This is a genomic window from Peribacillus sp. NJ11, assembly GCF_030348405.1.
In the GTDB taxonomy this organism is placed as follows: domain Bacteria; phylum Bacillota; class Bacilli; order Bacillales; family DSM-1321; genus Peribacillus.
On record NZ_JAUCFO010000001.1, the window covers coordinates 3919303 to 3938352 of the forward strand.

Here is a 19050-nt window from a genome sequence, read left to right on the forward strand (position 1 = left end):
CAATATGTACGGATGAAAGATTGATTAACAATATTGACTAAAATGATTAAGGCAGCTTTTTCTTTATCCTTATCGGGGCAGGTTAGTAAACAGTATGTTAGTTGCACGTTAGATACATATGAAAAAAAAAACCGTTCAATTTATTGAACGGATAGAATCAAATTAGATGTGTTAGTAAATGAACTTAAATTCCTGTTTTTATGCCAAAACCTATTAAAATTAAGCCACTTGATTTTTGGAATGCTTTCTGGAATTTGGAGTTGTTCATCCATTTTTTTGCGTAATCAATTAGATAAACAAGAAATAGAAACCACAATACCGCGAGTAAGGTTAAGATGAAGGCTAAGATAATCAATTGCTGGTTTACATTTCCCGTCAAATTGATAAATTGCGGCATGATTGTTATATAAACTAAAACGGTCTTTGGATTAAGAATATTATTAAGTAATGCTTGCATAAAGGAATCTTTATTATGCCGATTTGAATACTTTGTAGGTGTATTTGCCTGTGCTTGAATTTCTTTTAAAGAAAAAACGCTTTTAGCAAAAAAACTTTTTATCCCTAAATAAATTAAGTAGGCAGCTCCCAAATATTTGATTGTACTGAAAAGAATCACAGACTTTGCAATGACAACAGATAATCCAAGAATAGCAATAAGCGTCCAAAAAGAAAGTCCCGTTGCCATTCCGAGAACAGTATAACGTCCCGCTTTTGGACCATAGCTAAGCGTATTTTTCACTAAGAGCATGGTATCTGCTCCTGGTATAATAACCATCATTGCAACTATTGATATGTATGTAAGTAAGCTATCCATACTATTTCTCCCTCCTCTTTTTATAGTGACTACTTAAGTAACTACTTATGTAAGTATATTAGATGATTATGGAAAACGTCAACAGATTTTGCTAAAATATTAGTTACAAAGGTAGCAACTAAGGTTGTGTTGGAGGGTTTATGAAAGAAAACATTTTAGAAACATTAAAAAACCTAAATTTTACCGAATATGAAGCGAAAGCATATCTTACCTTATTGGAAGAATCGCCATTAACAGGCTATGCAGTAGCAAAAAACTCCGGTGTACCACGTTCAAGAATATATGAAATTCTGGACAGTCTCGCAATAAGAGGAGATATTCTGGTTAGTCCTGGAAACACACCACAGTATACTCCTGTTCCTGCAAAGGAGCTAATAAAAAACCGTCGAATGAAAGCAGAAGAGAATTTTGAACTGGCAGAAAAATCATTGGCGGAGTTTGAACGTTCTGCAAATGACCGTGAAAATATCTGGAATATCATGGGACGCAACGAAATACTCGATAAGGTAAAAGCTTGTATATTATCTGCTAAAAAAAGAATACTCTTAGAGATTTGGGAAGACGAATTCGAAGTATTAGAATCTGAACTAAGACAGGCATCAAATAGAGGGGTCAATGTAACAATTATTGCCTATGGGGAAATCGTCTGTGATTTTGCTAATGTTTACCTCCATTATATGGGTTATGAAATTACAGAAGAGTATGGTGGGCGATGGCTTGTTATTAGTGGAGATGACTCAGAAGTAGTAGCAGGTATTGTCTCGCTTGGTAAAGATAGCCGTGCAGCATGGACAATGCATGTAGGTTTAGTAATGCCCATTACAGAAGTCATGATTCATGATTTGTATCTCATGGAAATCATGGAAAAACATAGAGAACTTTTAGAAGAAAGTTTTGGTGAAAACCTCGCCAATTTACGTAAAAAGTTTTCTATCCATCCAGATTTCAAAAAACATTACGTGGACTAGATTTCCGCTATTTTTGTCTGTTTTTTACAACAAAATAAGAAAAGCTAATTCACAGTCAACTATAGGGCATGAATCCAGGGGGGATTTATGCCTTTTAATGCTGAAATTACTTATTTAGCCATAGGGTGCAGGTAAGTTGAAGAAGCAAAGCATCGCGCCCCCGGCACCCGACTATTAAAGATATAGCAGCTGTGTAAGAAATTTAACTATATTAAGATATGGAAAAGGGTATAATAAGTAATGTAATAAACCATTCTTGTAATGGGATTATTGTAGTATCGGATTTACATTTATGAATTTCCGGATATATACATAAAGACAGAAGGAGAAATGATTCGTTTGAATAACAAAGAAACAAAAGGTATCGAGTTACCTGCCAACTATGAGGAATTAAAAAAATCTGCCAATCGCAAATCTAATTGGAGAGAACGTTTAGATGCGATCGAAGAGTTAGGCCAGTCAAAAAATAAACAAGTAATCGATATTCTCACACATATTATGGATAGTGATTCTGTATATAAAGTTCAAGAGGCCGCCTACCGTCAATTGAAAAGATTAGGCGAAGATGTTCAATTGCCTGCAAGGAAAAAGGGCGGATTGGTTAAGGGATTAACCAAAATTTTGGTAAGGATCAAGAAGAGTTTACCAGAAGATCACACATATACTGAATTCAAAGAGAAGCTTCAGAAGATGCGAATGGATATATATGATACCTATGAGGGTGAAAAAGGAGCAGACTTTGATAAGTGGCTTGAAAACACTTGGTCAACTTTATCAAAAAGATAAAACTCCATACCAAAAAAGAAAAACAAGTAATATTGGATCTGGGAGCAAAATTTTTGCTCCTTTTTCTTATGTGTAAAAACTAAAATTGTAGCTGGGGTATGCTAATATGTTTAAAAGAGGAAGCATTTGGCTATTTGACTAACATTTGTGACCACGGTGGACAACGATAAATACATACGAATTTAGGGGAGAAATGATGACTGATTATATAGAACTTTGGAAAGAAGCCATGGTAGATCATACTGGAAAAATACCTAACAGGCTTAAAGATGATGCAGCAGAAGAAGCCTTTTGGTCTTCCAGGGTTGAAGGGAAAAAACATCATAAAGCGGACCCTTATGCAAAACTTGTGCAACAAGAGTTACTGGCTTTATTAAATTCAGATGATCATGTATTGGAAATCGGCCCTGGCTGGGGCAATTATACATTTGATATTGCAAAAGAAGTCAGGAAGATGACTTGTATTGATAGTTCAAAAAGTATTATCAGTTTTTTGAAATCTCAGGCGAACGAAAAAGGTTTTGAAAACATGGATTTGATCCATGATAAGTGGGAAAGTGAAACGAAAAGGGACAAATATGATGTGGTATTTGGTTTTAATTGTTATTACCGTATGCAAGAAATCGGTCATACCTTATTAAAAATGAATGAGTCAGCAACCCGTTTAGTTATAGTCGGTATGACAACAGGACCAGAAAAACCTCATTATATGGAATTGAAGGAACGAGGATATAACATCAACTTAAGAAAGCGGGATTACATACACATCTTGAATGTATTGTATCAACTTGGAATACTGGCGGACTGTAAGATCGTGAAATTGAAAAGCAAAAAAATATATTCAACATATGAAGAAATGATTCGCGATAACACTACAAAAATTCTCGATGAACAATATTCCCATGATGAAGTAAAAACCATCCTTAATGAATATGTAGTGGAAAAAGAAGGAGTTTTCGAATACGAATATCCGTTTCATGCAGCTTTGATGTATTGGAATCCGAGGTGAAATTAAATACTCTAGTACCTTTTTTCCTGAATTCTTTTTGAGGTCCTTCAGGAAAAAAGGTATTTTTCTGTTGGATATTCGCAAAATATACTGAACACGCGACTAAAACCAATAGGAAAACGGAGAGTGAATAAAAAATGAAAGAAATATCCGAAAAGAGATTTTGTGAAAATTGTAAAAAAGAGACAGTTCATACAGTAACGGAAGATGCATTAGAAATAGAATATTCCTGTAATGAGTGCAGTCGTCACCAAGAGGTTTTCAAGACATTTTTTTAGAAAGTATTCGACTTAGAAAGGAATGTTCTTTAAGTGGAAAGGTTTGAATTCAGGGAAACAATTCCACTTATTAGATTTTTTTTAATTCAGGGAAGTTTCAGGAGTTGCTTACTATAAATGACGTAAGACTTAGTCTAGAAGGGTTCAAGGGGACTTTCGAAATAAAACAAATCAATAGGCATTCCTACATACTACGGATATAAAAAAGAGAAAATCAAGCTTGATTTATACAGGGGAACTGTTGAAATCATAAGATTTCCGGCGAATCCGGATTAAAGTCGAAATGCTATTTGCATAAGAAGGGGGTCTTTTTTATCATGCGAAAATGATCTTTGCTTATGTTTAGCTTTAATAAAGACAATCATTTAAAAATATAATGAACAGTATTAATTATTTGAAACTTTATTTCAACGGCATGCAATATGTGATATATTGCATATTAGATATTGATATTTTTAGGAGGACAAAGCCGTTGATACATTCGGATTCAACACAAAAAATCAAGCGTACTTCTGTACGTGAAGAAGCTTACATCATCTTGCGGGATTGGATTGTCCAGGGGATACTCTCGCCAGGTCGACAATTACGTGACAAAGAATTAGCCGAACAATTAGGAGTAAGCCGTACCCCTATTAGAGAAGCACTATTAAGGCTAGAGGATGAGGGTTTTGTAGAGGCTAAGCCGAGCCGTTCAACTATTGTTTCCCCTATTCGATTCGATGGGGTATTAAATGTATATTCCATTGTTTGGACACTGGAAAAGTTAGCTATGGAACAGGCTTTTGAAATCTTTGAAGATAAACACTTAATGGAGATGGTAGCCATCAATCATGAAGTGAAAAAAGCAATTGACGAGGGAAATCAAATAGTAGCCGTCCAGAAAGATAATGACTTTCACTCCATTTACATCAATCTTTCTACAAATGATGACTTAAAGCGGATTCTATCGGGACTAAAACAAAAACTTATACGGATAGAACTGTATTATTTCGATCAGGTAAGTGATGTTCATCATTCCATTGATGAGCATAATCAGATTATTCAGGCTTTAAGGCAAAAAAATCTCACCAAGGTGCTTGAAGTGATAGAAAAGAATTGGAAAGAAAGCTTTTTAAGAATTCAAGCCCATACGGAATGTGTAAAAAGCGGGGAAGAAAAAAATGAGTAATGATGGTTTAGTTGAGGCATCACCTTCAAGAAAAAGAGGGATTTCTCTGGTACTTACCGGCGCTGCGTTATGGGGAATATCTGGAACGGCAGCTCAATATCTATTTCAACGGCAAGGGTTCAGTCCTGAGTGGCTCACGGTGGTACGCTTATTGCTTTCAGGCTTAATCTTATTGGGGGTCGCTTATAATAAAGAAAAACAGAAGGTTTTTGGAATCTGGAAAACGAAAAACGATGCGCTTCAAATTATCCTTTTTGCTATTCTGGGAATGCTCGCTGTTCAATACACCTATTTTGCAGCAATTGAACATGGCAATGCAGCGACTGCCACTGTCCTTCAATACTTAGCGCCGGCCCTGATCACTTGTTATTTAGCCATGCGTTCCAAACGTTTTCCCACCATTACTGTGAGTGTAGCAGTAATCATAGCGATTTTAGGCACTTTTTTGCTTGTGACGGGAGGTAGCATACGTACCCTCTCCATTTCCGGGTGGGCAGTATTTTGGGGAGTAACATCAGCATTTGCACTGGCTTTCTATACATTGCAACCTTATAAACTCCTTTCAAGATGGGGTTCAATGATTGTTGTGGGATGGGGCATGTTGATTGGAGGTATTTGTTTTAGTATGATCCATCCTCCGTGGGCAGTTGAAGGCAATTGGACTTTATCTTCTTTTTCAGCGATTTTGTTCATCATCATTTTCGGTACGATCATTGCCTTTTACTTTTATTTGGAAAGTACAAAATACATCACGGCTTCAGAGGTAAGTTTATTTGCTTCTGTTGAGCCATTATCCGCAACCTTAATATCCGTGATCTGGCTGAATGTAACATTCGGTTTTGCCGAGTGGTTTGGCACGTTTTGCATTATAAGCACCATTACGATTTTATCGATAGTAAAAAATAAGTAGTGCCAGTTGTAAACCGGGCAAAGTAATTCAACCTATCTGTAGTTATTTACTACTACTAGACTAATAAACTACCGTGTGGGTGAATGGAGCTGAAACATTCATGAAATGCTTAACCGGTTTTGGGGGTTTTAGGTAATAGCAGGTTTTTGAAAAAGCAATTACACAACATGTGAATTGCTTTTTTTGTATTTTACGAGTGAGCGCAGGGCATTTAGACCACGCCATTCAAATCGATAGTTAGCTTTTTAAACAATCCAGCAGAATCCTCTCCCTAATAACTATGTATTCAAAGTAATAAAAGGAGAAATGGCATAGGAATCGAAATATAGATAAAAGTATGGAAAATTAAAATGAGACTTTGGTCGTTAACTGACACTCAAAAGGAGATTTTATATGTTTACTAGAGAAGCCATTGCATCTTTTAATGAATTGGAATGCTCGTTGTATGGTTTTATTACCAAAAACGCAGAAAAGGTCACATATATGAGGATAAGGGAGCTTGCAGATGAGACACATGTTTCTACCTCCACCATCCTTCGTTTTTGCAGGAAGGTTGATTGCGCTGGTTACTCGGAATTTAAAGTGAAGCTTAAGATGTATATAAGCGAGAAACAGCATGTCAAGCTAAAGAGTACCCAGCATTCTCTGTCGGAATTTGTAGAGAGGACGCTAAAGGGAAGCTTCGAATCCTATATCCAAGAAACGGCGAGGTTGATTTCCAAAGCGGATAGTGTCATTTTTCTTGGAATTGGGAGCTCTGGTATTATGGCTGAATATGGATCGCGCTATGTTTCCAGTCTTGGGAAATCCTCCTTATACATAAAGGATCCTTTCTTTCCAATCCATTCGAAGTATTCAAGTAACAGTGTAACCATTGCTTTGAGCGTATCTGGAGAAACGTCCGAGATCATTGAGCTTATCAAATGTTTAAAAGAAGAGGGCAGTACCATTGTCAGCATAACAAATAATAAAGTCAGTACGATTGCAAGGATTTCCGATTTGAATATATCCTATTTCGTAACAGAGGAATACAGCGGTAAATCGAATATAACAACTCAAATTCCGGTCGTTTATCTTTTAGAGGCGATTGCAAAGGAAATATACAAAATATAGAGTAACATCCTGTTTCTTTTATGTAACAGATGACAACTGACGTCACAAAAAACAGAAAGGGTGAATCGTATTTACCACGCTGATGAAAGCGGATACAATTTCTTTAGAAAGAGGTGAAATAATGATTCATCAAAAGAGTGAACGCTTCCCAGATGGCTTTTTATGGGGCTCCGCATCAGCAGCATACCAAGTGGAGGGAGCGTGGAATGAGGATGGTAAAGGTCTTTCCGTCTGGGATATTTACGCGAAATTGACTGGTACGACTTATGACGGGACGAACGGTGATGTGGCGGTTGACCATTATCATCGATACAAGGAAGACATTGCCTTGATGGCTGAAATGGGATTGAAGGCTTATCGTTTTTCTGTGGCCTGGAGCCGGATTTATCCTGAAGGGAAAGGGGAAATCAACGAAGCGGGACTGAGATTTTACGATGACCTTATTGATGGACTGCTTGAACACGGCATTGAACCCATTTTAACGGTCTACCACTGGGATGTTCCCCAAGCATTAATGGAGGAATATGGTGCCTGGGAATCAAGGGAGATCATCAATGACTTCAACGAATATTGCACAACACTGTTCAAACGCTTTGGGTCCCGTGTTAAGTATTGGGTCACATTGAATGAGCAGAATGTTTTTATCGGATTGGGGTACCGTACAGGGCTGCATCCGCCGGGTGTGAAAGATTCAAAAAGGATGTATGAAGCCAATCATATTGCAAACTTGGCAAATGCTAAAGCCATCCAATCATTCAGAAGGTTCGTACCTGATGGCAAGATCGGGCCCAGTTTCGCTTTTGGACCGACATATCCATTTACTTGTGCTCCAGATAATATCCTTGCATATGAAAATGCCGAGGATCTCAATAACCATTGGTGGCTGGATGTTTATTGCTGGGGGACTTACCCTAAGATAAGCATGAAGTATTTACAGAGAAATGGTCTGGCTCCGACCATCATGGATGGAGACATGGAACTTCTTGCCTTTGGAAGGCCTGACTTCATCGGAGTCAATTACTACCGAACGGGAACAGTCGAAATGAACCCGCTCGACGGTATTGAACTGGGAGCCATGAATACGACCGGAAAGAAAGGGACATCAGAGGAAAGCGGAGTTCCCGGACTATTCAAGTCGAAGAGAAATCCTCACTTGGATGCAACGAATTGGGATTGGGAAATCGACCCGACTGGCCTTCGCATCGGCCTCCGCAGATTGACCAGCAGATACAGGCTTCCAATCCTCATTACTGAAAATGGTTTAGGTGAATATGATTCGCTCCTGGTAGGGGATGTTGTGAATGATGAGTACCGCATTCAGTATTTGAAAAGTCACGTAGCCGCCTGCCAGGACGCCATCAGTGACGGTGTGGACCTAATTGGATATTGCACTTGGTCATTCACGGATATACTAAGCTGGCTGAATGGCTATAAGAAACGCTACGGCTTTGTTTATGTAAACAGGGATGAACATAGTGAAAAAGATCTGAGGCGTATAAAGAAAAAAAGTTTCTATTGGTATAAAGAATTGATAGAAACGAATGGCAATAATTTACAGAATATTCAATCTATTATACAAAAGGAGGAATAATGAATGAAAAAAATCCTATTGGTATGCGCAGCTGGAATGTCCACCAGCTTGCTGGTTAATAAAATGAATGACGCTGCAAAGGCTAGGGGCATAGCCATCGATATTGTTGCCTTGCCCATTTCGGAATGCAGTAAAGCCGCGGAGGAAGTGGACGTCGTATTATTGGGTCCTCAGGTCAGGTATCAAAAAGCACAGGTGGACTCCATTGTAGACGGAAGGGTACCTGTAGAAGTCATAGAAATGAGAGCATATGGAACAATGAACGGAAGTGCAATCCTCGATCGGGCTATAGAGCTTATTGACCAAAATCAATAAAACAAAAAAAACAATAGATTTAGGGGGTATATTATGGGATTCATGGCTAGTTTTGAGCGTGTAATGGAAAAAGCCCTTGTTCCTGTAGCGGCTAAACTGAACTCTCAAAGGCATATTGTCGCTATTCGTGATGCGTTTATTTTAGCATTTCCCATCACATTGGCGGGATCATTGATCGTTCTATTGAATTTTGCTGTGCTGGCTCCGGATGGCTTTATTGCAAGGTTGCTGTTCTTGAATAAGCTATTTCCTAATTTAGCGGATTACCAGCAGGTATTTGCACCAGTATTGAATGGTTCAACAAGCATTTTATCCATATTCATTGTCTTTCTAATTGCCAGGAATATAGCCTTAGCCATGAAGGCGGATGACCTTCTATGCGGATTAACTGCCCTTTCCACTTTCTTCATTGTATATCCCGCTTATACGGTGGTTGATGGGACGAATTTCCTTTCCACTCAATGGGTGGGGGCACAGGGCCTCTTCGTAGCCATGATCATTGGTTTGCTCGTGGGCGAAATCTTCAGCCGATTGTCCAAATCGAAACGCCTTCAAATCACGATGCCTGCGTCCGTACCGCCAGCCATCTCGAGAACATTCAAGGTTCTTTTTCCAATCGTCATCATTACAGTATTATTCTCAGTTGGTAATGCAATCATTCTAGCTATCTACCCAAATGGGATCCATGAATTGATTTATGCAATGATCCAGACCCCATTGAAAAACTTGGGAACCAATATATTCTCGTTAATTATCCTGGCCATAGTATCGAATCTCCTCTGGGTCTTCGGGATTCATGGTCCTAATACAGTTGCCGCAATCAGGGAAGGAATGTTTGCGGAGGCAACGCTTGAGAACCTGAACTATGTCGCTGCACATGGATCGGCATGGGGAGCCCCATACCCTGTTACGTGGGCTATCAATGATGCTTTCGCCAATTACGGTGGATCAGGCATGACCCTGGGATTGATCATTGCCATTTTCATCGCATCAAGAAGAAAGGATTATCGCGATATCGGAAAGCTTTCCATTGCACCAGGCATCTTCAATATCAATGAACCAATCATTTTTGGATTGCCGGTCGTACTTAATCCAATTTTGATCTTCCCATTCATCCTGGTGCCGGCAGTAAACATCTTGATCGGGTATATCGCGATCACAACAGAGCTGATTCCGCCGATAGCCTATACTGTGCCGTGGACGACGCCTGGTCCACTTATTGCATTCTTTGGTACTGGCGGAAACTGGATGGCCCTGATTCTCGGATTCGTCTGTCTGGCTGTTTCAACCGTTGTCTATCTTCCGTTTGTGCTCGCTTCGAATAAGGCTGCAGCCATACAGCAATCAACGGATGCCGGCAATAACGATTTACCTGCTTAGAAAGGAGAATGCATGAATACTTATCAAATTCAAATGAATTCCGGACAGATATCATATCTTTGTGATTTCTTCTCGGAATATGAAGATGAACGCATAAAAACAACCCTTCTATCCTCAAATCGGGTTCAGGCTGTATTTGAAGCAATGACTGCCCTCCCGGGGGAGGAAGCGGTGAAGCACCTTAAACAGGTCTTTCAGCAATCCAAGTTCGGCCCTGGTCTATATTATTCAATTAAAAAAATTCAGTAGAGGGGGACAGTATATCATGTCCAACTACCTAGCCTTTGACATAGGGGGAACAGAAATAAAATACGGATTACTGACCGAATCAGGAGATATATTGGAAAAAGGAAGATTTCCAACGGTCCGTAACAACGGGGAGGCCATCCTTCAAGCGATCTTAACTAAAGTCTCCATTTTTCCCAGTTTAAGAGGAATCGCCATCAGTGCTCCAGGCTTTGTAAATAACCAGACTGGTTTTATCGAAATGGGAGGAGCCATAAAGGATTTTGATGGTTTCAACATTAAAACATATATGGAAGAACTGACGAATCTCCCTGTCACGGTGGAGAATGATGTGAATTGTGTGGCTCTCGCCGAGAAATGGAAGGGTAACGCACAGGATATTGAACACTTTATCTGCATGACGGTCGGTACAGGGGTTGGCGGAGCGGTTTTCCTTAATAATCAATTATATCGAGGCATTTCCTTTGGGGCCGGTGAATTTGGATTCATGATTACCCATGGTACTAAAAATGACTCAGCTTTTAAAAATACATTGAGCTGGAATGGATCCATATCAGGCATGAGGGAACGGTATGCCAAATATAAAGGGATATTGGCTGCAGATGTAACGGGCGAGGATGTTTTTCAAGCTTATGAAACTCGTGACCCTATAGCTTTGGAAGAAGTTGAACGCTTCTATGATAGCCTTGCAATCGGCATGCATAATCTGTATTTCATGTTCAATCCTAGCAAGATCTTGATTGGCGGGGCTGTAAGTGCAAGGGAAGGATTGATACCAGAGCTCAGAAGAAGAGTTGAATCATTAAATGGTTATATAAATGGATCGTGTATTGAATCATGCCATTTGAACAACGATGCAGGCATGATGGGTGCCCTGTTTCATCATCTGCAAACATATGTACAACAAGGAAGAAGGGAATAGACATGGAAGGAATGGAAGCTGTAGCATTTCAAATTATCAGCAATGTAGGAACCGCAAAGAGCTTGATCATGGAAGCTTTGTATGAGGCAAGAGATGGAAGGTATGAATCGGCCGAGAAAAAACTGAAAGAATCCCGGACTCATATGCTTGAAGGTCACCATGCCCATGCAGGGCTTATCCAGCAGGAGGCATCAGGTCAAAAGGTGGAAATCTCCCTTCTTCTTATGCATGCAGAGGATCAAATGATGAGTGCCGAGACGATAAGTGACCTAGTAGCGGAAATGATCAGAATGTATCGGGAAATGAGACAAAATAAGAATGGTGGGGTGTCATTTTGAAGAATGGTATAAAAATCGTGACAATAGGCGGGGGTTCCAGCTACACGCCGGAACTAATTGAAGGTTTTATCAATCGGTATGACGAACTTCCCGTTAGTGAAATCTGGCTCGTTGACATTAACAAGGGAAATGAAAAACTGGAAATCGTAGGGAATCTTGCAAGAAGAATGGTTGAAAAGGCAGGTCTGCCTATCGATATCAACTTAACGCTTAACAGGCGCGAAGCATTGAAGGATGCAGATTTTGTAACGACCCAATTCCGGGTCGGATTACTTGACGCAAGAGCTAAGGATGAAAGGATTCCGTTAAAATATGATGTAATCGGACAGGAGACAAATGGGCCAGGAGGTCTCTTCAAAGGACTTAGGACCATACCAGTCATACTTGAAATCTGCAGAGATATGGAGGAGCTTTGTCCGGATGCCTGGCTTGTGAACTTCACCAATCCAGCTGGAATGGTTACGGAGGCAGTCTTAAGATATAGCAATATCAAAAAGGTTGTGGGTTTATGCAACGTTCCCATCGGGATGAAAATGGGTATAGCAAAAGCTCTGAATGTAGAGCCAGACAGGGTCCAAGTAGATTTTGCCGGATTGAATCATATGGTATTCGGATTAGATGTATATGTGGACGGAAAAAGCGTGAAGGATAAAGTAATAGCGGCTCTTGGGAATCCGGAAAATGAAATGACGATGAAAAACATTGCGGGCTTTGCCTGGGATCGTGATTTCATTAAAGGAATGGGCATTATTCCTTGCGGATACCATCGTTATTATTACAAGACCGATGAAATGCTCGCCGAAGAAAAGGAATCTTCAGCAACAAATGGAACGCGGGCAGAGGTCGTTCAACAACTGGAAAAAGAACTATTCGAGTTGTATAAGGATCCTGAACTTAATGTTAAACCACCTCAACTGGAAAAACGCGGTGGAGCGTATTACAGCGAAGCTGCCTGCAGCCTCATCAATTCGATTTATAATGATAAACGGGATATACAGCCAGTCAATACACGCAATAACGGAGCGATAGCGAGTATTCCAGATGAATCGGCCATTGAGATTAACTGTCTGATCACCAAAGAGGGGCCAAGACCGATTGCCATCGGCGACCTGCCAGTGGCAGTCCGGGGATTGGTCCAGCAAATTAAATCTTTTGAAAGAATGGCTGCTGAAGCGGCTGTCACAGGAGATTATCATACAGCTTTGGTGGCGATGACCATAAATCCTTTGGTACCATCAGATACCATCGCCAAAAAAATATTGGATGAAATGCTCGAAGCGCATAAGGAAGACCTGCCACAATTTTTTAATGAAGTGAAATCTTGAATTGAATCAATGGGATGTTTTTAAAGGTAATCTTTACAGAGGATGATTCTGAAAAGTTTTTTAGCAGGAAAGGATGACCTCGGCATTACAAGTTATTACATTCTAAATTAATAATTCAAAATAGATGACTTCCTGTTCGATTCTGATCAGGAAGTCATCTATTTTTTTAGAACAAATAACCTTCTGTGGTTTGATTCTTTGCTTGTTCTGTTTTATGTACAATGGATAACCAGATTAACAGCAGTAATATCTGTTTACTAAATGACTACAGTTTCCTTGAAAATGATGGCGTACTTGTTTGTCAATCCAATTCACCGGACGATGCCCCGCTCGTTTATTGGAGTATAGGACGGACTATCGGGAGTGTTGGGTTCGAAGTCATGAGTTACCACACAATCATTCCTTCTTTTGGTGACAAGGCTTTCATATGGCAGCAAAGAAATTCAAGGCGAAACCCATGGAAAAACTGTCGTCATTAATTTTATATAGAAAACCTTTTTTATTTAACAGGAAGCTGAACATGAAAGGTAGTTCCTTTTCCAACTACACTTTGAACTGAGATATTTCCTCCATGTTTGTGTATCGTTGTAAAAACTTGAGTTAGACCTAAACCTGTTCCTTCGCTTTTGGTGGAAAAGAAAGGTGTTCCTAGCATCTTTAATTTATCTTCAGATATCCCTACTCCTGTATCACTCACTTTTATATGAATTTGTCCAGTTTTATAATAATGTTCAATTCTTATTTTCCGCTTGCCTTGAATCTCATCCATTGCCTCAATTGCATTCTTCAACAGGTTAAAAAAGGCTTTTAGAAATAAATTTCTCTTTCCAACAACTTTTCTCTCTGTATCCCTTAACGCCCATTCTATTTCCACCTTATAAAGTTGTTCTTGGAATAAAAACAAAATAGAAGCTAACTCCTTACATAAATCAATGGGAACAATAGGTTCCTCATGTAAATCTGGTTTAGAAACTTGTAATAGATTTTGCAGAGTTTCTAACGCTTTTTCTAATTCAGTTTCAATCGTATCAAAATAAGGATGAGGCTGGGATTCTTTTAATAGCTGTAAAAATCCCTTTACTGTTGTAAGAGGGTTTTTAACTTCATGAACAATCCCGGCAGCTATTTGACCGATTGATGCTAATTTCACTCTTTCTTTCAAAAGAATCTCTGCTCTTTCTGCTCTTTTACGATCTGTAATGTTTCGAATAATGACTTGAGCCAAGGGTATGTCTTTTAAATAAAAAGGGGCAGCTGTAACTTCAATATTGATGATATCTCCATCACCACAAATCATTTTTTGTTCTGCCAGTTCAACTATTTCTTGATTTTCGAGAACCCTATTTAATCGTTCTTTACAACCAGCATGGATTTCTGGTGGAAGAAAAGCGTACAAGTCTTTATATAAAATGTCCTCAGGAGAATCTAACTTTAGCAATTCCAAACAAGCTCTATTACAGTATAGGATTTTCCCTTCTTCTCCAACAATCCAAATTGAATTTAGGGAGTATTCTATCAATTGGTGGAAGTCTAGTTCATGTGATCCAATTTTTAATTCCAAGTAAATCACTCCGTTTTCTTATTCCCAATAGTATATCAGGAAACATCCCTAACTGAAATACAAATTTTTTGAGTTATTTTTTAATTATTTTGTTACATTTATTCAAGAATGTAAATCATTCCTCAATGTTGAAGAAGCCAAGAATTTATTAAAAGCACAAGTTGTTAGAAATGTCATAAGAAATCACAGGGAATTATGACATAAGGAAGAACTTTAAAAATTATTTAAAACACGAAAAGTCGAGACCTCAATATAATGAAGTCTCGACTTTTTGTGTGCCAGGCATGAACATTTGCTTGGTGATAAAATGCTATAGAGATGGGATGAGGAACCATTAGTCAAAGATTAGGGGGGGACGCGGTGATACGGAATCTGAAGGAAGCCTTAGATCAATGGTCATTAATCCTGGATATATCGAGAAAGTGATGAATTGATGAAAAGTAATTGAGAAGAGTTTACCTAATTTCAATATAATGTTGTAGAACCCTTGACGGGAAGAATTTGAGGGGCAGTGGTCTTAAGGATACAATAATGGCAGGGGGGCATTGTAAAATCTCGTTGGGCTTGTTTTAAACAGTTGTACATAGCTTTACCGCCAACTGAATTGGCAGAGTGAATTGGCAGAGTGAATGGTAACGCGATTAGCAAATAGTTTTTCTTTAACCATCTTTTGAACAAGCATAAAACCATTCCTAGTTTTATTTAATAAAACATGGTCCAAAGAGAGATGTTCAATATCAAAGTTATGCAATAGCTCTATACATTCATCAATAGTCTCGACTAACACATAGCCATCGGGTGCATTCCGATAGTCATTCAGAAAAACGCTAATTTTCTCCATTTCTTATACACTCCTTCCCTTATACAAGGAGGACAATAAAAAGTCAAATAACCCCAATATAAATATGGTTTTATATATCTAGTCTAACACAACAATGTAAAAAGGTGGCATATTCGACGTTAAAGGATAAATATGACAACATTTTTAATAAATATTTTTTATACTATTCGTTGTGCTTCTAAACTATCGGGTCTTTACTTCAAAATGAAGGAACTGTCCTAAACCAACCCTTTATGAAACAAGGTGGTATGGTTTGTTATAACTAGCGTATAGTCCTAGGACTATTAAGAAACTTCTTCTTAATTACCCTTGAGAATTATGGTGTAGAACATCTAATCAAAAGTTAATAATTGTAATAATTAGGGTGAAAGGTAATATCCTAACTATAAGGAGAAGTGATATGTTACATCCAGACGAGATTTACCTTCTGCTAAGGGACAAAACGCTGCTGTTGGAGTTAAAGGAAAAAATAAATGACTATCATATTTTCTACTTATCGATGATTAATGATCAGCTTTCATTAATTGATGATGCTTTAAAAGAATGTAACGTTGATTCCTTCACTATATCAAAAGGGTAAATCTAACATTTACTCTATTATATATAGGGAATCAACTATTAACTATAAATAACAAGCTTAGCGCCCTCTGTGAAAGGCGCTTTTTTAATGGGCAAGTAGTCTCTATTAATTGGTCTCCGATAAAACATCAATTAGCTAATAATTTAAGAGGTATACCTCCATGTTCTGGTTAGTTATATTGCAAGCGGAACTTTATTTATCACCTACAGCATTGCAATGATGATCTTTTTCATTTTAATAAGCATCAATTTTGGCATCATCTCCAATGCTTTCAAGTGTAGCCGTGGCCATCTGTTCTCTAATACGAATGATATGGGCATCCATTAGTTGCTTGGCTTTGTCAGCTTCCTTTAATGCGATAGAATAGTAAATTTCTTTATGTTCTTGAAGTGTTTCTTGAAAATGACCTGGTTTTGCGAAACGATGCCGTCTGGTGGCACGAATGGTATCTTTCATTTGATCACTAAGGGTATGGACTAATCCAGCAAATATGGAATTGTTTGTGGCTTGTGCGATACTATAATGAAATAGCAGATCTGCTCGCAAGCCTAATTCTTCATCATGTTCCGACCGTGCCATTTCTTCTAGAGCTTTAAGAATATTTTGTAAATCTAGAGAGTTTGCTCTCTGTGCAGCAAGAAAAGCACACTCGGTTTCAATTACTCGACGGACTTCAAGCATTTCATAGACCATGTTGTCATCAGCCTTGATGATTGAAGTGGATAGCTGTTCGATAAGTAACTGAACATCAGATTGTCTGATAAATGTCCCATCACCAGGTCTGACCTCAATTACTCCGTTAATCTCCAATACTCGAAGGGCTTCTCTGATTGATGTTCGACTCACTTTAAAACGATTGGATAACTCCCGCTCAGGGGGTAATTTATCTCCAGGTTTCAATTCACCGCTAATAAAAGATTCCTTAATTTGATTGAAGATGATTTCGTACACTTTGGGGGATTTAACTGGTATAGAATCCATTACTTCCTTCACATCCTTCCATAACAACCATAAAACATGTGGGTACGACTGACTATTAGTGGAATCATTCTAACAAGCATTCATTTATGAAGCAAGGGGATAATCGCAATATTATAATCAAAATAAAATAATTGTAAAAAAAATCAGACATTTAAATTGGTTAGACCAATATTGAAAATATATAATTGTTTAGTTTCACTCAATCACGTTCTTTGGCAATTGAAGGCGATTTTGTTTTTCGTTATAAAAATGGAAATCATCTATAATCACTTACAAAATAAGCATTTACTTATAGAGAAAAGTAATACATGGATAATTATTGAAAAAGTCAAAAAATTTAGTATAATTAAAATTGGTTAGACCAATTGTAAAATAAAATGGAAGCGATATCATTTTTAAGCTATTAAGGAGGGGGAAAAAGTCTATCAATACTACAGTTGAAGAATTGAAGAAGAAACCAATTCTGGTTATTGTGTGACCAAAGCTTTTAATATGACAAAAACAGATGTTATAGCAGAAAGAAGGAGAATTGAATGGAAGCGGCTAGTGTAAATTTGATCAACGCTTTAAAGGAAGTTCTTTCGGAAAATCAAGTAACAGAAAACCAGACAGTAAGAGAATTGCATGGCAGAGATGAGTCATATCATGCTGTAAGTCTTCCCGATATTGTTGTATTTCCAGAAACAACACAGCAAGTTAGTGAAATTGTGAAATTGGCAAATAAGTACAAAATCCCGATGGTTCCCTTTGGATTGGGATCAAGCCTCGAGGGGCATATCATACCGTACCATCATGGCATAACTATTGATTTTTCACTAATGAATAAAATCCTTGAAGTGCGTGAAAACGATTTTCTCGTAAAGGTTCAGCCTGGCGTAACTCGATCGCAACTGAACAAAGAACTGAAAAAATACGGTTTGTTTTTTTCTGTGGATCCGGGAGCTGATGCTACTCTGGGCGGAATGGCGGCAACAAATGCTAGTGGAACGACATCAGTTAAATACGGTGTGATGCGTGACCAAGTCCGTGATCTTGAAGTGGTTCTTGCAGATGGCTCCATTATACATACTGGCAATTTGGCCGCTAAATCATCATCAGGTTACCATCTAAACGGTCTTTTTGTTGGTTCTGAGGGAACGCTTGGCTGTTTTACGGAATTGACATTGAGAGTTTACGGAATTCCTGAGCACGTTATGGCGGCAAGAGCATCATTTCCGGCATTGAACCATGCGGTAGAAGCTGTCGTATCCATTTTGCAGTCAGGTGTTCCAATTGCAAGGGTGGAACTTGTCGATGAACCATCAATGAAGCAGGTTAACCTCTATAGTGATACAAGCTATAACGAAGCGCCTACACTATTTTTGGAGTTTCATGGAAATGAAGCAGGGTTGGAGCAAGATGTAGAGTTCACTAAAGAAATAGTAGCAGAACATAATTGTCTCGATATTGAATTTGAGACAGATAACGCTGCCAGGAACCGCCTATGGGAAGCTCGCCATAATCTTGCCTATGCTTATATTCAAGGCAATCCTGGAAAAAAACTGATGGTGACTGATGTATGCCTTCCGATTTCAGAGCTGTCTGGTGCAATTCATAATGCAAGGGAAGCTGTTGATTTCCTAGGCCTTACCGGTGGTATCGTCGGCCATGTAGGCGATGGGAACTATCACGTGCTCTTAATGATTGATAACAAAAATCAAGAAGAGGTTAAAAGAGCTGAACAGCTAAACGAACAAATTGTCCTATATGCCCTTGAGCGTAAGGGAACATGCACTGGAGAACATGGAGTTGGGGTCGGTAAACAAAAATATCAGAAAAAAGAACATGGGAACTCTCTGTTTGTGATGGAAAAAATTAAAGTAGCCCTTGATCCAGATAATTTATTAAATCCTAGTAAAATATTAATGCAAGAAAGAGAGTGATG

19 protein-coding genes and 1 pseudogene are annotated in these 19050 nt (G+C 38.5%); 16 read left to right on the forward strand and 4 right to left on the reverse strand.

Annotated elements, in window-relative coordinates; all coding sequences use genetic code 11:
- Window positions 1-184 precede the first annotated feature (184 nt).
- Window positions 185-814 carry a homoserine/threonine efflux transporter gene (locus QUF86_RS19310; protein WP_289335264.1) on the reverse strand — a complete coding sequence of 210 codons (630 nt, stop codon included), beginning with the start codon at window positions 812-814 and terminating at the stop codon, window positions 185-187.
- Between the two features lie 140 nt (window positions 815-954).
- Here QUF86_RS19310 and QUF86_RS19315 point away from each other — a divergent pair, with 140 nt between their 5' ends.
- The 14 genes and pseudogenes from QUF86_RS19315 to QUF86_RS19380 form a co-directional block, all read left to right on the forward strand.
- Window positions 955-1782, forward strand: coding sequence for a TrmB family transcriptional regulator (locus QUF86_RS19315; RefSeq protein ID WP_289316368.1), 828 nt, complete (start codon window positions 955-957; stop codon window positions 1780-1782).
- A 339-nt stretch (window positions 1783-2121) separates the two neighbouring features.
- Window positions 2122-2568, forward strand: coding sequence for a HEAT repeat domain-containing protein (locus tag QUF86_RS19320; RefSeq protein ID WP_289335265.1), 447 nt, complete (start codon window positions 2122-2124; stop codon window positions 2566-2568).
- A 196-nt stretch (window positions 2569-2764) separates the two neighbouring features.
- On the forward strand, window positions 2765-3577 hold the full coding sequence (locus QUF86_RS19325) for a methyltransferase domain-containing protein (RefSeq protein WP_289335266.1): 813 nt from the start codon (window positions 2765-2767) through the stop codon (window positions 3575-3577).
- 750 nt (window positions 3578-4327) lie between these two features.
- On the forward strand, window positions 4328-5023 hold the full coding sequence (locus QUF86_RS19330; protein ID WP_289335267.1) for a GntR family transcriptional regulator: 696 nt from the start codon (window positions 4328-4330) through the stop codon (window positions 5021-5023).
- The gene (locus QUF86_RS19335; RefSeq protein WP_289335268.1) at window positions 5016-5933 is read left to right on the forward strand and encodes a DMT family transporter; all 918 of its coding nucleotides are present in this window, start codon (window positions 5016-5018) and stop codon (window positions 5931-5933) included. Before QUF86_RS19330 ends, QUF86_RS19335 begins: the two co-directional genes overlap by 8 nt.
- Before the next feature lie 393 nt (window positions 5934-6326).
- Window positions 6327-7046: a MurR/RpiR family transcriptional regulator gene (locus QUF86_RS19340; RefSeq protein WP_289316373.1), complete on the forward strand. Its 720-nt coding sequence runs from the start codon at window positions 6327-6329 to the stop codon at window positions 7044-7046.
- A gap of 121 nt (window positions 7047-7167) precedes the next feature.
- The gene (locus tag QUF86_RS19345; protein ID WP_289335269.1) at window positions 7168-8637 is read left to right on the forward strand and encodes a glycoside hydrolase family 1 protein; all 1470 of its coding nucleotides are present in this window, start codon (window positions 7168-7170) and stop codon (window positions 8635-8637) included.
- 3 nt (window positions 8638-8640) lie between these two features.
- Window positions 8641-8952 (forward strand): PTS sugar transporter subunit IIB, encoded by a 312-nt coding sequence (locus tag QUF86_RS19350; protein WP_289335271.1) that lies wholly within the window; start codon window positions 8641-8643, stop codon window positions 8950-8952.
- Window positions 8953-8985: 33 nt separating this feature from the next.
- Window positions 8986-10332, forward strand: a complete 1347-nt coding sequence (locus tag QUF86_RS19355) for a PTS sugar transporter subunit IIC (RefSeq protein ID WP_289335272.1) — start codon at window positions 8986-8988, stop codon at window positions 10330-10332.
- 12 nt (window positions 10333-10344) lie between these two features.
- On the forward strand, window positions 10345-10581 hold the full coding sequence (locus QUF86_RS19360) for a hypothetical protein (protein WP_289316377.1): 237 nt from the start codon (window positions 10345-10347) through the stop codon (window positions 10579-10581).
- A 16-nt stretch (window positions 10582-10597) separates the two neighbouring features.
- Complete coding sequence (locus QUF86_RS19365) at window positions 10598-11500, forward strand: ROK family protein (protein ID WP_289335273.1); 903 nt, start codon at window positions 10598-10600, stop codon at window positions 11498-11500.
- A gap of 2 nt (window positions 11501-11502) precedes the next feature.
- Window positions 11503-11838: a PTS sugar transporter subunit IIA gene (locus tag QUF86_RS19370; protein WP_289325113.1), complete on the forward strand. Its 336-nt coding sequence runs from the start codon at window positions 11503-11505 to the stop codon at window positions 11836-11838.
- A complete protein-coding gene (locus QUF86_RS19375; protein ID WP_289335274.1) occupies window positions 11835-13163 on the forward strand; it encodes a 6-phospho-beta-glucosidase in 1329 nt (442 codons plus the stop codon). The genes QUF86_RS19370 and QUF86_RS19375 overlap by 4 nt, the downstream gene beginning before the upstream one ends.
- A 269-nt stretch (window positions 13164-13432) precedes the next feature.
- Window positions 13433-13576, forward strand: a pseudogene (locus tag QUF86_RS19380) (spermidine synthase); the annotation flags it as partial.
- Window positions 13577-13662: 86 nt separating this feature from the next.
- Here the strand turns inward: QUF86_RS19380 and QUF86_RS19385 are convergent.
- Window positions 13663-14724, reverse strand: coding sequence for a two-component system sensor histidine kinase NtrB (locus QUF86_RS19385; protein ID WP_483313925.1), 1062 nt, complete (start codon window positions 14722-14724; stop codon window positions 13663-13665).
- A gap of 589 nt (window positions 14725-15313) precedes the next feature.
- Window positions 15314-15565: a cyclic-phosphate processing receiver domain-containing protein gene (locus QUF86_RS19390; RefSeq protein WP_289335276.1), complete on the reverse strand. Its 252-nt coding sequence runs from the start codon at window positions 15563-15565 to the stop codon at window positions 15314-15316.
- Between the two features lie 400 nt (window positions 15566-15965).
- Between QUF86_RS19390 and QUF86_RS19395 the strand changes: the two genes are divergently transcribed.
- Entirely contained in the window at window positions 15966-16145 is a 180-nt protein-coding gene (locus QUF86_RS19395; RefSeq protein ID WP_289335277.1) for a hypothetical protein, read from the forward strand.
- 234 nt (window positions 16146-16379) lie between these two features.
- Here QUF86_RS19395 and QUF86_RS19400 read toward each other — a convergent pair whose 3' ends face one another.
- Complete coding sequence (locus tag QUF86_RS19400; RefSeq protein WP_148358012.1) at window positions 16380-17126, reverse strand: FadR/GntR family transcriptional regulator; 747 nt, start codon at window positions 17124-17126, stop codon at window positions 16380-16382.
- 533 nt (window positions 17127-17659) lie between these two features.
- Between QUF86_RS19400 and QUF86_RS19405 the strand changes: the two genes are divergently transcribed.
- Complete coding sequence (locus QUF86_RS19405) at window positions 17660-19048, forward strand: FAD-binding oxidoreductase (protein ID WP_289335278.1); 1389 nt, start codon at window positions 17660-17662, stop codon at window positions 19046-19048.
- Window positions 19049-19050 lie beyond the last annotated feature (2 nt).